This is a genomic window from Chromobacterium sp. FG22, from assembly GCF_057809415.1.
The window spans coordinates 71,918-86,514 of sequence record NZ_JBMDJX010000004.1 but is presented as its reverse complement, the minus strand read 5'-3'; the positions used below and the strand labels follow the sequence as shown (position 1 = coordinate 86,514).

General features: G+C 65.0%; 19 protein-coding genes. 3 read left to right on the top strand and 16 right to left on the bottom strand.

Going from position 1 to position 14,597, the window contains the following annotated elements:
- Window positions 1-42 precede the first annotated feature (42 nt).
- Complete coding sequence (locus ACODSD_RS05460) at window positions 43-594, bottom strand: hydrolase (RefSeq protein ID WP_488876937.1); 552 nt, start codon at window positions 592-594, stop codon at window positions 43-45.
- A 170-nt stretch (window positions 595-764) separates the two neighbouring features.
- On the opposite strand from ACODSD_RS05460, the gene ACODSD_RS05455 reads away from it, so the two are divergent.
- Window positions 765-1,268, top strand: a complete 504-nt coding sequence (locus tag ACODSD_RS05455; protein ID WP_488876936.1) for a GNAT family N-acetyltransferase — start codon at window positions 765-767, stop codon at window positions 1,266-1,268.
- Window positions 1,269-1,308: 40 nt separating this feature from the next.
- On the opposite strand, the gene ACODSD_RS05450 is transcribed toward ACODSD_RS05455, so the two are convergent.
- From ACODSD_RS05450 to ACODSD_RS05435, 4 genes are all read right to left on the bottom strand, one after another.
- Window positions 1,309-1,473, bottom strand: a complete 165-nt coding sequence (locus tag ACODSD_RS05450) for a hypothetical protein (RefSeq protein WP_199225797.1) — start codon at window positions 1,471-1,473, stop codon at window positions 1,309-1,311.
- Window positions 1,474-1,716: 243 nt separating this feature from the next.
- Window positions 1,717-1,902 carry a hypothetical protein gene (locus tag ACODSD_RS05445; protein WP_227107036.1) on the bottom strand — a complete coding sequence of 62 codons (186 nt, stop codon included), beginning with the start codon at window positions 1,900-1,902 and terminating at the stop codon, window positions 1,717-1,719.
- 152 nt (window positions 1,903-2,054) lie between these two features.
- Window positions 2,055-2,213: a hypothetical protein gene (locus ACODSD_RS05440; protein WP_488876935.1), complete on the bottom strand. Its 159-nt coding sequence runs from the start codon at window positions 2,211-2,213 to the stop codon at window positions 2,055-2,057.
- A 32-nt stretch (window positions 2,214-2,245) separates the two neighbouring features.
- Complete coding sequence (locus ACODSD_RS05435; RefSeq protein ID WP_199225799.1) at window positions 2,246-2,413, bottom strand: hypothetical protein; 168 nt, start codon at window positions 2,411-2,413, stop codon at window positions 2,246-2,248.
- Window positions 2,414-2,607: 194 nt separating this feature from the next.
- Here ACODSD_RS05435 and ACODSD_RS05430 point away from each other — a divergent pair, with 194 nt between their 5' ends.
- Window positions 2,608-3,507, top strand: a complete 900-nt coding sequence (locus ACODSD_RS05430) for a LysR family transcriptional regulator (RefSeq protein WP_107798217.1) — start codon at window positions 2,608-2,610, stop codon at window positions 3,505-3,507.
- A 201-nt stretch (window positions 3,508-3,708) separates the two neighbouring features.
- Here the strand turns inward: ACODSD_RS05430 and ACODSD_RS05425 are convergent, their stop codons facing one another.
- The 11 genes from ACODSD_RS05425 to purM form a co-directional block, all read right to left on the bottom strand.
- Window positions 3,709-4,953 (bottom strand): uracil-xanthine permease family protein, encoded by a 1,245-nt coding sequence (locus tag ACODSD_RS05425; RefSeq protein WP_107798218.1) that lies wholly within the window; start codon window positions 4,951-4,953, stop codon window positions 3,709-3,711.
- Between the two features lie 4 nt (window positions 4,954-4,957).
- Window positions 4,958-5,470 (bottom strand): GNAT family N-acetyltransferase, encoded by a 513-nt coding sequence (locus tag ACODSD_RS05420; protein WP_158274227.1) that lies wholly within the window; start codon window positions 5,468-5,470, stop codon window positions 4,958-4,960.
- 74 nt (window positions 5,471-5,544) lie between these two features.
- Complete coding sequence (gene upp / locus ACODSD_RS05415; protein ID WP_227107045.1) at window positions 5,545-6,177, bottom strand: uracil phosphoribosyltransferase; 633 nt, start codon at window positions 6,175-6,177, stop codon at window positions 5,545-5,547.
- 137 nt (window positions 6,178-6,314) lie between these two features.
- Entirely contained in the window at window positions 6,315-7,127 is an 813-nt protein-coding gene (locus ACODSD_RS05410; RefSeq protein WP_107798221.1) for an EAL domain-containing protein, read from the bottom strand.
- 124 nt (window positions 7,128-7,251) lie between these two features.
- Complete coding sequence (gene grxD / locus ACODSD_RS05405; RefSeq protein ID WP_107798222.1) at window positions 7,252-7,563, bottom strand: Grx4 family monothiol glutaredoxin; 312 nt, start codon at window positions 7,561-7,563, stop codon at window positions 7,252-7,254.
- A gap of 79 nt (window positions 7,564-7,642) precedes the next feature.
- Window positions 7,643-9,025: a chloride channel protein gene (locus ACODSD_RS05400; RefSeq protein WP_107798223.1), complete on the bottom strand. Its 1,383-nt coding sequence runs from the start codon at window positions 9,023-9,025 to the stop codon at window positions 7,643-7,645.
- Window positions 9,026-9,136: 111 nt separating this feature from the next.
- Window positions 9,137-10,387, bottom strand: a complete 1,251-nt coding sequence (locus tag ACODSD_RS05395; RefSeq protein ID WP_370646610.1) for an RsmB/NOP family class I SAM-dependent RNA methyltransferase — start codon at window positions 10,385-10,387, stop codon at window positions 9,137-9,139.
- Window positions 10,383-11,549, bottom strand: a complete 1,167-nt coding sequence (locus ACODSD_RS05390) for a DUF3108 domain-containing protein (protein ID WP_488876934.1) — start codon at window positions 11,547-11,549, stop codon at window positions 10,383-10,385. Before ACODSD_RS05390 ends, ACODSD_RS05395 begins: the two co-directional genes overlap by 5 nt.
- Window positions 11,550-11,553: 4 nt before the next feature.
- A complete protein-coding gene (gene purN / locus ACODSD_RS05385; RefSeq protein ID WP_488876933.1) occupies window positions 11,554-12,183 on the bottom strand; it encodes a phosphoribosylglycinamide formyltransferase in 630 nt (209 codons plus the stop codon).
- Window positions 12,180-12,407: a hypothetical protein gene (locus tag ACODSD_RS05380; RefSeq protein WP_146176566.1), complete on the bottom strand. Its 228-nt coding sequence runs from the start codon at window positions 12,405-12,407 to the stop codon at window positions 12,180-12,182. Before ACODSD_RS05380 ends, purN begins: the two co-directional genes overlap by 4 nt.
- Window positions 12,376-13,413: a phosphoribosylformylglycinamidine cyclo-ligase gene (purM, locus tag ACODSD_RS05375; protein WP_107798228.1), complete on the bottom strand. Its 1,038-nt coding sequence runs from the start codon at window positions 13,411-13,413 to the stop codon at window positions 12,376-12,378. The genes ACODSD_RS05380 and purM overlap by 32 nt, the downstream gene beginning before the upstream one ends.
- An 86-nt stretch (window positions 13,414-13,499) precedes the next feature.
- On the opposite strand from purM, the gene ACODSD_RS05370 reads away from it, so the two are divergent.
- Window positions 13,500-14,594 carry an AI-2E family transporter gene (locus tag ACODSD_RS05370; RefSeq protein WP_107798229.1) on the top strand — a complete coding sequence of 365 codons (1,095 nt, stop codon included), beginning with the start codon at window positions 13,500-13,502 and terminating at the stop codon, window positions 14,592-14,594.
- Window positions 14,595-14,597: the final 3 nt, after the last annotated feature.

The window sequence follows — 14,597 nt, the reverse complement described above, 5'->3', positions numbered from 1 at the left end:
GTCGATCGGCGAAGCCGGCGACCCCGTTTCATTTTCAGCGCATCAGGGCTGCTCGCCCACCAGATAGCGCTGGCTCATCCGCTTGAAGTGCTCGCTGCCGGCCTGGCGCAAGCATTCGAACAGCACCATCTCCTTGCTGACGATGACGGCTCCGGCGTCGCGCATCCTTTGCAAGCCCAGTTCAATGTCGGACGCCTTGCGGCTGGACACCGCGTCCGCCACCACGAAGACCCGCTTATCCAGCTCCAGCAGTTCCAGCACGGTTTGCAGCACGCAAACATGCGTTTCCATGCCGCAGACGATGACTTGCGGCCGGGCCAGCACGGCGTCCGGCAGACAGTGGGCGGCGATGCAGGAAAAATGGGTCTTCTCGACCACCTTGGGTTCCGGCGCCTGGGCGAGCAGCTCGGGCAGGGTGTGGCCCAGGCCGCGCGGATATTGCTCCGAAAACACCACCGGCAGGCCGTGGTCGCCGGCCACGCTGATCAGCCAGCGGCAGCGCGCCGCCATGCCGGCCGCGTCGACGACCGCCGGCGCGAGTTTTTCCTGGACGTCCACCACCAGCAGGCTGGCCAACTCCTTGTGCATCAGCATAATGCGCTCCTTGGGGCGTGTGAGGGGTTTGTCGCAGCATTCAGGATACCTGTTTTGACGCGGGCTTGCGCCGCGCCGAAATCCTTTTGTCATTTTCGCTTGCCGGCCTCATCCCGTTCCGTTGATGATGACTCAAAGGCCGAATCGCAATAATCGACAGGAGGTGAATCGTGGATGGACTGCATATCCGCAAGGTGGAGCCGGAAGACGCGCCCGTCTTGGCGGCGATGATGGTGTTGGAGGAGGTGGTGGCCAATACTTTGCAACTGCCCTACCAATCGGTTGAGGACTGGCGGCGGAAGCTGGCGCACACGCCGCCGCATGTGCATTCCCTGGTGGCCTGCAACGCCGAAGGGCGGGTGGTAGGCAATGCCGGCCTGATAGGCGACGAGCGTCCGCGCATCCGGCACGCGGCCAGCCTGTTCATCGTCGTGCATCCGGATTGGCACGGCCGCGGCGTGGGCTCCGCCTTGTTGCGGGCGCTGCTGGAGCTGGCCGACAACTGGTTGGGATTGTTGCGGGTGGAGCTGGCGGTGGTGCACGACAACGAGCCGGCGATCGCCCTGTATCGCAAATTCGGTTTCGAACTGGAAGGGAGGCGGCGGATGGAACAACTGCGCGCCGGCCGTTATGAAGACACCTTGATCATGGCGCGTTTGCGCCGGCCGGAATGACGAAGCGCCCGCGTGGGCGGGCGCTGGCGCGGCTGCGCGCTTATTTGGCTGCGGCGTCCTGTGCTTGCGGCGCCGGCTGCTGCGTTTGCAGCTGAGCGTCCATGCGCGCGCGCATTTCCCACATATTGGACAATCCTTCGCCGGCCATCGCGGCGCCGGACAGCAGGATCAGGGACAGGGTGGTCAGTACGGTTTTCTTCAGCATGATGTTTCCTTTCATGGCAAATCGACCGGTCGACCGGCTCGGCGCAGGGCGTCGACGGAGGTCGGCTGCGGGCCTGGCGAAGCCTGTCGCTGTTTGGGCGGCCTGCATCGCCATTGAATTCTAGTGAAGGCAGGGACTTTGTCCGGCCATGGCGGTGATCAATTTGCAAACGAGTGTGAATCGCGTTTCGCGGGGCCTGGCCTCCCGCCGCGGAGCGCGGGCGGGAGGGGGCGGTTCGCCATCTTAGCTGGCGGATTGGCTGGTCTGAGCGCCGGCTGCCGCGCTTGGCTGGGCGGCGGTTTGCTTGGCGGCGATCTGGGCCTCCATGCGCTCGCGCATTTCACGGGCGTTGCTGGCGCCTTCGCCGCCGGCCATGGCGGCGCCGGACAGAATGATCAGGGACAGCGCGGTGAGTACGGTCTTTTTCATGATGATTTCCTTTCATTGCGATCTTGCCGGGGCCGGACTTGCTGCGTCCGGCGGCAGGGCTTGAGTCGACATTCTATGGCGGGCTTTGCCGCAGTGCGGTAAACGATTGTGAGCGTGTGCTAATGAGTTTTGACGGCGTTTACAAAGCCGGATTATCGGCCGGCCTGGCTGGTTTGAGGCGCTGTCGGGGCGATCTGGGCGTTCATGCGTTCGCGCATTTCACGGGCGTTGCCGGCGCCTTCGCCGCCGGCCGTGGCGGCGCCGGACAGAACGATCAGGGACAGGGCTGCGATAAGGCTGTGTTTCAACATGGTGAATTCCTTGTAAAGTGTGGGATGGGCGCTTATTTGGCTTGCGGAGCCTGGGCCGGGGTTTGGGCCTGCTTGGCGTCGATCTGGGCTTGCATGCGTTCGCGCATTTCACGAGCGTTGCCGGCGCCCTCGCCGCCGGCGGCGGCGGCGCCGGACAGAACGATCAGAGACAGGGCGGCGATAAGAGTTTGCTTCAACATGGTCAAAATCCTTGTGTGATTGAGTGGCTTGGCGGCGGCGAGGATGTTCAAAATGCTAGAATCGATCCGGCGCTCCGCTAAGGAGTCGCTTAGCCTGCTCTGGCGGGCTGTGCGACTTAGTGACTGAATATTAAGGATGTTTTTTCGCCGCAGATAGCGGAATGATTTGCACTGAACCATCAGTAAATTTGAATATGAAACTATCTCTCGACGCTTTGCTGGTGCTGGACGCCATCGATAATCACGGCAGCTTCGCCGCCGCCGCGGACGCCCTGTTCCGGGTGCCGTCCGCGGTCACCTATACCGTGCAGAAACTGGAGCAGAGTCTGGGCGTGCAGATCTACGACCGCAGTGGCCACCGCGCCCGGCTGACGCCGGCCGGCGAGCGCCTGCTCAAGGACGGCCGGCATCTGTTGGACGCGGCGCGTCAGCTGGAGCTGCGGGTCAGCAAGCAGGCTCAGGGCTGGGAACACCAGTTGCGCATCGTGATCGGAGACCTGGTGGATTTCGCCCAGGTGATTCCCTTGATCGCGGAATTCGATCAACTGGCCTCGGCTACGCGGCTGATTTTCCGCAGCGAGATTTTCGGCGGCACCTGGGACGCGCTGTACGACGACCGAGCCGATCTGGTGATAGGCGCGCCCAATATGCCGCCGCCCGGGGATTATTTCACTCGCACCATAGGCAGTTACGATTTCGTCTTGGTGGTGGCCGCCGGCCACCCGCTGGCGGCGGAGGACAAGCCGCTGCCGCCGCATGTGTTGCGCCAGCACCGCGCGGTGGCGATAGGCGACACCTCGCGGCGCTTGCAGCCGCGCACCGGCGGTTTGCTGGACGGCCAGGACGTGCTGACCGTGCACAGCAGCCGCGCCAAGCTGGACGTGATCCTGGCCGGCCTGGGCAGCGGTTATCTGCCGCGCTCCATGGTGGGGTCTTATCTGGCCAGCGGGGACTTGGTGGCCAAGGAGGTGGCCGAGGACAGCCCGGACCACCAGATGTGTTTCGCCTGGAAGCAGGCGCAGCCGGGCAAGGCTTTGCAGTGGTTCATCCAGCGGCTGGAGCAGGCGGTGGAGGCGGGCGAGCTGCGGCCGTGAAAAAGCCGGCGTCCGCGAGGAGGCCGGCCGGATAGGCTCAATTGCGTGGGGGTGCTTAGAGCGTGTTTACGATCCCGCGAGCTAAGGCGAGACAAGGCGAAAACGGCTGAGAAAGCGGAATGTACACGTGGTATATGAGCATTTCGAAGGCGTACTCACCGTGCCACGTCTCTCGACACGCAGCAGATCGTAAACAGCTTCTTACACGTCCTGGCCCTCGACGATGCCGTCATGGCTGGCGGCGCGCTTGGGCAGCAAGAGGTTCAGCACGATGGCCAGCAGCGAGCACAGGCCGACGCCGGCCAGCTCGAAATCCCCCAGCTTCAGACTGAGGCCGCCGATGCCGGAGGTCAGCACCACCGAGATGATCACCAGATTGCGCGGTTCCATCAGGTCCACCTTGGCCTCGATCAGGGTCTTCAGGCCGATGGAGGCGATGGTGCCGAACAAGAGCACCATGATGCCGCCCATCACCGGCAGCGGGATGGACTGCAGCAGCGCGTTGAACTTGCCGAAGAAGGCCATGGCGATGGCGAACAGCGCGGCCCAGGTCATGGTGACCGGGTTGAAGTTGCGGGTGATCATCACCGCGCCGGTGACTTCGGCGTAGGTGGTGACCGGCGGGCCGCCGATCAGGCCGGCCACGCAGACGCCCAGGCCGTCGCCGGACAGGGTGCGGTGCAGACCGGGCGACTTGGTGTAGTCCTTGCCGGTGACGCCGCCTATCGCCATCACGCCGCCGATGTGCTCGATGGCCGGCGCAATCGCCACCGGCAGCATGAACAGCGCGGCGGCCCAATTGACTTCCGGGCTGTGGAAGGCGGGCATCGCGAACCACGGCGCGGCGGCCAGCTTGGCGAAATCCACCACGCCGAGCAGGGCGGCGGCGATGTAGCCGACGATGACGCCGGCCAGAATGGGCACCAGCTTGAACAGGCCGCGCGCGTAGATGGACACGATGACGGTGGTGGCCAGCGAGATCGCCGCCAGCAGCATGGACACCGCGTAAGGCGTCACCTGCTTGCCGCCGGCGACGCCCATCGCCATGCCGGAGGCCGCGGAGGCCACCGACAGGCCGATGATCATGATCACCGGGCCGATCACCACCGGGGGCAGCAGCCGGTTGACGAAGGCCATGCCGCGCCAGCGGACCACGGCGGAAAACAGGAAGTACATGAAGCCGGCGCAGAACAGGCCGAACTGCGTCGCGCCCTGGCCCCAGGTGTGCATGGAATAAATGATGGGGCCGATGAAGGCGAAGGAGGAGCCGAGGAAGATCGGCACCTGGCGCCCGGTGTACAGCTGGAACAGCAGGGTGCCGACGCCGGCACCCAGCAGCGCCATCGCCGGATTGAGGCCGGTCAGCAGCGGCACCAGCACCAGCGCGCCGAAGGCGACGAACAGGATCTGGGCGCCGGACACGGCCAGCTTGAGTTGTTGGAACATGGTTTTAACCTTTTGGCTCGTCTTGGTCTGAATGGGGGGCGGGGGCCTGGTCCAGCCGCTTGCCCAGAATGCGCGACTGCGGTTCCAGGCCGCGACGCAGGTAGAAATTCAGCGCGGCCTGATTGAAGTCCTTCACCTCCAGGCGGATCTCGTCGGCCGAATGCCGCCGCGCCCAGTCTTCGGCCGCCGCCAGCAGCGCGCTGCCTTGGCCTTGCCCGCGCTCAGCCGCCGTCACCACCAGGGTGGTGACGCGGCAGATGCGGCGCGGCCGCAGGAAGGGCAGGGTGAGTTCCAGCAGGGACAGGGCGATGAAAGCGCTGACCTCTCCGCCGGATTCCGCCAGCAGCAGCGCGCCGCCGGGCGCGTCCAGCAGGCCGGCCCAGAACGCGCGGTCGCGGTCGGCGGCGCCGTTGGCGGCGAAGATGTGCGGCAGCGCGCGATGGTGCTGCAGGTTGATCTCGTCGGCCAGGCGGCAGATCGCCGCGAGGTCGCTTGCGGCAGCGGGACGTATTTTCATGCTTGGGGCCGGGCTGGGCGCGCAAAAAAGCGCCGCTTCCGGAGTGGGAGCAGCGGCGCTGGACGGGCTCATGATCAGGCTTGCTTGGTGCCGAAGATCTTGTCGCCGGCGTCGCCCAGGCCGGGGATGATGTAGCCGTGCTCGTTCAGGTGGCTGTCGAGCGAGGCGGCGTAGATCTGCACGTCCGGGTGGGCGTCGTTGACGATCTTCACGCCTTCGGGCGCGGCCACCATCACCACGGCCTTGATCTGTCTGCAGCCGTTGCGCTTGAGCAGGTCTATGGTGGCGACCAGGGAGCCGCCGGTGGCCAGCATCGGGTCGATGATGATGGCGATGCGCTCGTCCAGGTTGCCGACGAACTTCTCGAAATAGGACACCGGTTCCAGCGTTTCTTCGTTGCGGGCCAGGCCGACCACGCTGATCTTGGCCGAGGGCACCAGGTCCAGCACGCCGTCCAGCATGCCGATGCCGGCGCGCAGGATGGGCACCACGGTGACCTTCTTGCCCTTGATCTGCTGGACGTCGATCTTGCCGCACCAGCCGTCTATGGTGACGCTTTCCAGTTCGAAGTCGCGGGTGGCTTCATAGGCGAGCAGGCGCGCCAGCTCTTGGGTCAGCTGACGGAATTTCATGGTGCTGGTGTCGGCTTCGCGCAGCAGGCCGAGCTTGTGTTGCACCAGCGGATGCTGGACGACGGTGATGTTCATGAGACGTTCCCATACCTTGGCAAAGAGCTGCTTTCGGCGCGGGCGCGCCAAAAGCAGCTCTTGGTATTAATTATGAAGCCGGCAGCCTTCGATGATCCCGGGCTGCCGGTGCGGGGTATTTGGTATGGGGCGGTATTTTACCCCTTTTCCCATTCCGAAATCCACTGCAAGAATTCGGCGGCGGCCCGCGGCGGGCTGCAGATATAGCCTTGCACCGCGTCGCAGCCCAGCTCGGCCAGCGTGGCCAAGTCGGCGCTGTCCTCCACGCCGATGGCTACCGTGGTGAGGCCGGAGGCCTTGGCCAGGCCGATGTCTTCGCGCAGGATGGCTTGCAGATGCTGATTGGAGCTGACGCCCTGCACGAAGGCGCGGTCCACTTTCAGCAGGCTGAAATGGCTGATCAACAGCTTGTCGGTCAGGGTGACGCCGATGCCGAACTCGTCTATGCCGATGCCGAAGCCGGCGGCGCGCAACTGGGACAGCTGCGCGTCGGCCTTCTGCCAGTGCTGGCGCAGCGTGGATTCGGAGAATTCCAGCGTCAGCTTGGCAGGCTCCAGGCCCAGGATGCGCACTTTCTGCAGCAATTGCTCGCACAGGCTTTCATCGTCCAGCGACATCGAGGTCAGGTTGATGGTGACCGGAATGTCGTGGCCGCGCTCCTGCCAGTCGCTGCAGGCGTACAGCGATTTTTCCAGGATCAGTTCAGTGAGTTCGCGAATCATGCCGCGCTCTTCCATTGCCGGCACGAAGCTGACCGGAGACAGCACGCCAAGCGCCGGGTGCTGCCAGCGCGCCAGCGCCTCGGCGGCGATCACCTTGCGGCTGGAGATTTCGACTATCGGCTGAAACCAGGGAATGAGCTGATCGTTGACCAAGGCGCGCCAGATCTCTTCGATGGGCATGGCGCTGGCGGGGCTGAGGGCGGCTTTGGTTTCCTGATGTGTCGGCATGGGGCGATTTGGGTCGGGCAAGCGGATGTCACCCTGATTGTATGACATGGCGGGTGTTTTCGAAACGCTAAATTCCGCTTCAAAAACAAAGGTCCCGGCCATGGCCGGGACCTGGGAGAGGAGCTTACAGGTCTTTCAGCAGCTCTTGCAATTCACCGTTTTGGAACATTTCATACATGATGTCGGAGCCGCCGACGAACTCGCCTTTGACGTAGAGCTGCGGAATGGTCGGCCAGTTGGAGAAGTCCTTGATGCCCTGGCGGATGTCGGCGTCTTGCAGCACGTCCACGGTTGCGAACTGTTCAAGGCCACAGGCCTTGAGGATTTGCACCGCGCGGGAGGAGAAGCCGCATTGCGGGAATTGGGCCGAGCCCTTCATGAACAGCACTACCGGGTTGTCGGTCACGGTTTGCTGGATGGTTTGTTGCGCGCTCATTCAGTGGTCCTTGCTTGGATCGTCAATGTGGCTGCGGGGCCGCCTGCGGCGAAATACCCGAGCGTTTCAATGGGTTATTTTACTTTTCGGCCGCCCGCGGGTCAATTTGCTTCGCAGCGGGCGCCGCCTGCGCGGCGTGCCATTGCCGCAGAAAGATGTGCACCTGGCCGTCGTAGAGCGCGCGGCGGGTAATCAGCCGCGACACATTGGACGCCAGCAGCGCGGTGGCCATCAAGGGGATGATCATCGCCGAGGAGTCGGTCATCTCCATCACGATGATGAAGCCGGTCATCGGCGCGCGGGTCATGCCGGCGAAGAAGCCCACCATGCCCAAGAGCACGATCAGGGTCTGCGGCAGGAAGGGCAGCAGATTGGCCATGTTCAGGCCGAAGCCGGCGCCCACCGCCAGCGACGGCGCGAACATGCCGCCGGGCACCGCGCTGATGAAGCTGATGAACATGCTGAGCAGTTTGAGCAGGCCGTAGCCCTGCATGCCGGCGCCGCTGCCCTCGATGATTTCGCGGGCGCGGAAATAGCCGGTGCCGAAGGTGACGCCGTCGCTGGCGATGCCGATCACCGCCAGCGCCAGACCGCAGCCGGCGGCGAACAGCACCGGTTTTTGCAGCCGCCACCCGTGCAGCGGGCCGGGCAGGCGCTGGGTCAGCGCCAGCATGATGCGGCAGCAGACGCCACCGAGCAGGCCGCCGATGATGCCGCAGACCGGGATGGCCAGCCAGGACTGCTCCAGTTCCATATTCACCGACACCATGCCGAAATAGCTGTAATTGCCGAGGATGGCGGTGGCGGTCAGGCCGGAGACGATCACGGACAGCAGGATGGTGGAACTGGCGCGCAAATCGAAGGTGCGGCCCATTTCCTCGATGGCGAACACGATGCCGGCCAGCGGCGCGTTGAAGGCGGCGGCCACGCCGGCGGCGCCGCCGGCCAGGATGAAGCTGCGCGCCGCGCCCTCGTGGCGCAGCGCCGCGTGGCGGTTCAGCGAGTATTTGATGGCCGCGCCCACCTGCACGATGGGGCCTTCATAGCCGAAGGTGGCGCCGGAGCTGATGCCGATCAGGGTCAGCAGCATTTTGCCGATGGCGGCGCGTATGGTCAGGATGCGCTCGCGCAGCGCCTGCATGCCGCCTTCCAGCGCGGCGATGGACTGCGGGATGCCGCCGCCGGCGGAGCCGGGAAAGTAATGGCGCATCAGCCAGATGGCCAAGGCGAGGCCGGCCGGAGTGATCAGCAGGCTCCAGTACGGCGAGTTGTCGTAGATGCGGGTGAAGATGGCGTGCGACAGATGGCTGCCGTTGGCGAAGACGCTGGCCATCAGGCCAATCAGAATGGCGGCGGTCCAGATCGGGATGTGGCGGCGCCACAGGACTGCGGACAAGTAGAGGTAACGCAGGCGGCGCTGGACGCGGCTGCGGACTTGTCTGGCAGTGGGGGTGTCTGGCATGGAGCCGGCCTTTGCGAATGAATATGTGAGATTTTTCTAATATTCAATGGTAAGGCGTATTGCCCGGAATGACAAACCCCGGCCGCATCAAGGGCCGGGGTTTGAGCATGCTCAGGCGTTTTTTTCCAGCACCGCGGCGAAGAAGCCGTCGGTATTGTGCAACTGCGGTTTCAGTTCCAGATAATCGCCCATTTGCAGCGAGATCTTCTGCTCCGCCAGCACCTCGTCCATTTTCACCAGCTTGAACTCGGGGTGATCGGCCAGGAAGGCGGCGACGATGTCCTGATTCTCCTGCGGCAACAGGCTGCAGGTGGCGTAGACCAGGCGGCCGCCGGCGCGCACCAGGCGGGCGGCGGAGGCCAGGATGGACGCCTGTTTGGCGTTCAGCTCGGCCACGCTGTCCGGGCTCTGGCGGAATTTCAGGTCCGGGTTGCGGCGCAGCGTGCCCAGGCCGGAGCAGGGCGCGTCCACCAGCACGCGGTCGGCCTTGCCGGCCAGGCGCTTGACCTTGGTGTCGTTTTCCGAGGCCAGCAGCTGCGGATGGACATTGGACAGGCCGGAACGCGCCTGGCGCGGCTTCAGCTTGGCCAAGCGCTTTTCCGAAACGTCGAAGGCGTACAAGCGGCCGCTGGAGGCCATTTGCGCGCCCAGCAGCAAGGTCTTGCCGCCGGCGCCGGCGCAGAAGTCGACGACCATTTCGCCGCGGCGCGCGCCGGTGATCAGGCCCAGCAGCTGGCTGCCCTCGTCCTGCACCTCGAACACGCCGGCCTTGAACAGCTCGTGCTTGGCCAGCGAGGGCTTGGTTTTGAGACGGATGCCCAGCGGAGAGTAGGGCGTGGCTTCGCACTCGAGGCCGTCGGCCTGCAGCCGGCCCAGCAATTCGTCGCGCTTCATCTTCATGGTGTTGACGCGCAGATCCAGCGGCGCACCTTCGGCCAGGCCCTTGCCCAGCGCGATCACCTGTTCCGGCGTCTGTTCGCCCAGGCGCTCGATCACCCACTGCGGCAGTTCGGCGTCCACTTCCAGGCTGGCCGGCAGCGCCTTGCCCTTGATCTGGCCCAGCCATTCCTTTTCGCCGGCGCTGGCGGCGTCGCCCAGCTCCTTGACGTTGAGCCTGTGGATTTTCAGCAGGGCCACCAGGGCCAGCCGGCGCGGGGTGGCCTTGTCCGGCGCGATCAGCGCGCGCAGCTGCAAGAGGCGGCGCAGCGCGCCGAAGGCGGTTTCGGCGATGATGTGGCGGTCGTTGGCGCCCAGTTTGCTGTGTTCGCGGAAATAGGCCGACAGCACCGCGTCGGCCGGGCGGTCGAAGCGGATCATCTGGCCGATGACGGTTTCGATATGTTTCAGTTGATGGTGATTAATAGTCATTCTTGTGTTTTCTCGTGGGTTGCGGCGGCAGCTTCCATTGCGGCGCGCCGTTCACGTCGATGCGGACGGCTCTGAGGTCGATCCGCTTATCCTTGTCGATGCGCTTGATGCGCACCGGCAGATTGGAGAATTCCGGCGCCAGCCAGAATTCATTAATGTCGCCGTCGCCCTGGGCGCGGAACACGATGACCCGGATCTTGCCCGCGCCGGTGTCGTAAACGGCTTCGCCGCTGGGGCGCATCGGGTACTCGTACACTTTTTTGCCGGTGGTGATCTGGATCGCTTCCGGTCCCAGTTCGCCGCCTTTCAGCCCCAGTTGGAAAGCCAGGCTGAATACGTCCTGCGCGCCGGGCTTCAGGTCCAGCAGTTTGTCGCCCTGGTCGCCGTAGCGCAGCTGACCCGCATTGTAGTCGAAATGCGCGGACTCTTTGGCTTGCTCGCCGCGCCAGGCCTGCAGGCTGTCCGGCCGCAACCCGTTTTTTAGCTGGAAGCCACCCTCGGAAAGATAGCGCAGCTTCGGGCCGATAAAGGGATTGGCGCTGATGTCCAGGCGGTAGCCGCCGTTGCCGCGGCTCCATTCCAGCGTGCCGGTGCCGGCCATGACCGAACCCCAGAACACTTGGTAGCCCAGTGTGGCCTGGCGCGGAAAGCCGCGCAGCGCGCCCTTGGGGTGAATGTAGCCGTCATCGGCGGCGGTTTCGGCCGCCGGCGCGCTGGCCTCGTCCTTGTCGTTCGCCGCTATATTGTCCGCGACCGGCGCCGACGAAGCGAGTTTGTTCTCCGCGTCGGGCATGGAGGCGTCGGACTTGGCCTCCGCTTGCGGCGCGCTGCTGTCCTTGCTTGGCTGCGCCTGGGCGAGGATGGGCTCCGACGCCGCTTGCGGCGCCGAGGCTTCCGCCTTTTTGGCGGCGGGCTTGGGCTTGGCCGGCGCCGGTTTGGGCGCGGCCGGCCGCAATTGGGCGACCGCGCCTTGCGGCGCCGGCTTGGCCGCCGGCTCATCGGCGTCCAGCGCCTGCATCTTGACGCTGATGCTGCGCAAGTCCTGATCCGGGGGCAGTTCCAAAGCCGCTTCCGGCAGCAGGCCGGAGCCCAGCACGCCCAGATGCAGGGCGAGCGACAGGGCCAGGGCCAGCAGGATCAGGCGACGGCTTTTCATGGGTTCAGGGCGCGGGCGCCATCAGGCTGCCGGCAAGCGCGGCGCGGCTGGCGATCTTGCCGGCGACGATGTTCAGCTCGCCGGCGACGAAGCGGCGCACCGCGGCCGGGTAGAGTTGGTGTTCCAGTTGCAGCACGCGTTGGGCCAGCGTGTCGGCGCTGTCGCCGTCCAGCACTTCCACCACGCCCTGGGCGACGATGGGGCCGTGGTCCAGCTCGGCGGTGACGAAGTGCACAGTGCAGCCGGCCACCTTGCAGCCCATTTCCAGCGCGCGCTGGTGAGTGTTGAGGCCGGTGAAGGCCGGCAGCAGCGAGGGGTGCACGTTCAGCATGCGGCCTTCGTAGCGGCGGGTGAAGCCGGCGCTGAGAATGCGCATGAAGCCGGCCAACACCACCAGGTCCGGCTGGTGGCCGTCTATCAGCTGCGCCAGCGCGGTGTCGAAGTCTTCGCGGCTGGCGAAGGCTTTATGGTCCAGCGCCGCGGTGGCGATGCCGCGCTCGGCCGCCCAGGCGAGGCCGGCGGCGTCGGGTCGGTTGGAGATCACCGCGGCGATGCGCGCGCCGGCGATCTTGGCGTCGACGATGGCCTGCATATTGGAGCCGCGGCCTGAAATCAGGATGACGATATTCTTCATGATGGAATCGACGGAGACTTTGCCAGATAGTGTTCCCAGTCGGCGGCATCGGTGATGCAGCGCAACTCTTGTTCGTGCCAGCCGCCGCCCAGGTCCAGGCAGCGATCGAGGTCGGCCAGGATGGCGGCCTCGCGATAAATGACAAACGCCGCCAGCAGGGCCAGCGGCGCCAGTAGCATCCAACGCAGCGCTTTAGGCGATCTGAGTTTGATGTTCGTCTCCATTGCGGGCGCGCACCGCGCCGATCCGGTACGCGGTCTCGCCTTCGGCCTGCAGCAGGGCGACGGCCTGTTCCGCCTGTTCCGCCGCCACGATCACCACCATGCCGATGCCGCAGTTGAAGGTTCGGTACATTTCCTGGCTATCGACCTTGCCTTCCTGTTGCAGCCACTGGAACAGCTTGGGCTGGGGCCAGGCCGCGGCGTCGATCTGGGCGACGACATGTTCCGGCAGCACGCGCGGCGTGTTCTCGGTGATGCCGCCGCCGGTGATGTGGGCCATGCCTTTGACCGGCAGCGCCTGCATCAGCTTGAGCAGAGGCTTCACATAGATGCGGGTGGGGGCGATGATGGCGTCGCGCAGGCTGCGGCCGTCCTCGAACGGCGCGTCCAGGTCCGGCTGGGCGCGGTCGATGATCTTGCGCACCAGCGAGTAGCCGTTGGAGTGCACGCCGTTGGATTTCAGGCCCAGCACCACGTCGCCCGGGGCGATGTCGCGGCCGCTGATCACGGCGCTCTTCTCCACCACGCCGACGGCGAAGCCCGCCAGATCGTATTCGCCTGTCGGGTACATGCCGGGCATTTCCGCGGTCTCGCCGCCGATCAGCGCGCAGCCGGCCTGTTCGCAACCGGCGGCGATGCCCTTGATCACGTCGGTGGCTTGGGGCACGTCCAGTTTGCCGCAGGCGAAATAGTCGAGGAAGAACAGCGGTTCCGCTCCTTGCACCAGGATGTCGTTGACGCTCATTGCCACCAGGTCGATGCCCACGGTATCGTGACGATTCCAGTCGAAGGCCAGTTTCAGCTTGGTGCCGACGCCGTCGGTGCCGGAAACCAGCACCGGTTCCTTGTATTTCTTGGAAATCTCCACCAGTGCGCCGAAACCGCCGATGCCGCCGATCACCTCCGGGCGCATGGTGCGCTTGGCATAAGGCTTGATGTTCTCGACCAGCGCGTCGCCGGCATCAATGTCGACGCCGGCATCACGGTAACTGAGGGAAGTGGTGTTCAAGGTAAACTCGCTTTCTGCAAATCTTGAAGTATTTTTACATCAAGCTTTCGCCGACGCGAAAGCAGCACATTTTAACTGAAGTCGCGATGAAACGCTCCCAAAACCGTCTGATTCCCTGGGTCATCGGCGCAACAGCCCTGCTGTTCGCCGGCTGGCTGTTGCAGCAGTTGGCGGCCGCGCTGACGCCGTTCGCGGTGGCCGCGGTGCTGGCCTATGTGCTCAATCCCGCGATGCGCTATCTGGCCGGCAAAGGCCTGCCGCGGCCGCTGGCCGCCGGCTTGGTGACGCTGGCCGGCATGGCCGCCACCTTCGCCTTGCTGCTGGTGGTGGCGCCCATGCTGTTCAAGCAGACCCAGGGCCTGATCGACCGCCTGCCGGTCTTGGTGGATTTCGCCCAGGGCCGGGTGCTGCCCTGGCTGCGCGCCGAGTTCGCCATCCAGCTGGAGCTGGACGCCGCCGGCTGGAAGCGGGTGCTGGCCGCCAACGCCGGCGCCTTGAAGAGCGCGCTGTCGGCGGTGGCCCTGCGCGCCACCCAGAGCGGTTTCATGCTGGCCGGCCTGTTGTTCAATCTCTTGTTGCTGCCGGTGCTGCTGTTTTATTTCCTGCAGGACGGGCCGCGGATGGCGGCGACGCTGGCCACGCTGGTGCCGCGGCGCTGGGCGGACGAGGTGACGGCCCTGGCGCGGGAGCTGGATAGGGTGCTGGGCGAATTCCTGCGCGGCCAGCTGTCGGTGATGCTGATCATGGCGGTGATCTTCGCGTCCAGCCTGGCCTTGCTGGGCCTGGAGTCCGGCATCGCCATCGGCGTGGTGGCCGGCCTGCTGGTGTTCATTCCCTATCTGGGCACTTTTCTCGGTTTCGCGCTGGCGGGCCTGGCCGCCGCGCTGCAGTTCGATTCCGCCGGCGAGGTGCTGCTGGTGCTGGGCGTGTTCGGCGCCGGACAATTGCTGGAAAGCCTGCTGATCACGCCTTGGTTGGTGGGCGAGCGCATCGGCCTGTCGCCGGTGGCGGTGATCTTTTCCCTGCTCGCCTTCGGGCAGTTATTGGGCTTCGCCGGCCTGCTGCTGGCCTTGCCGATGGCGGCCGCCACCTTGGTGATCTGCCGCTTTCTGGCGCGCGCTTATTTCAACACACGCTTTTATCAGCGTAAAATCAGGAATAGACATCAAAACCTAGTTTGATCG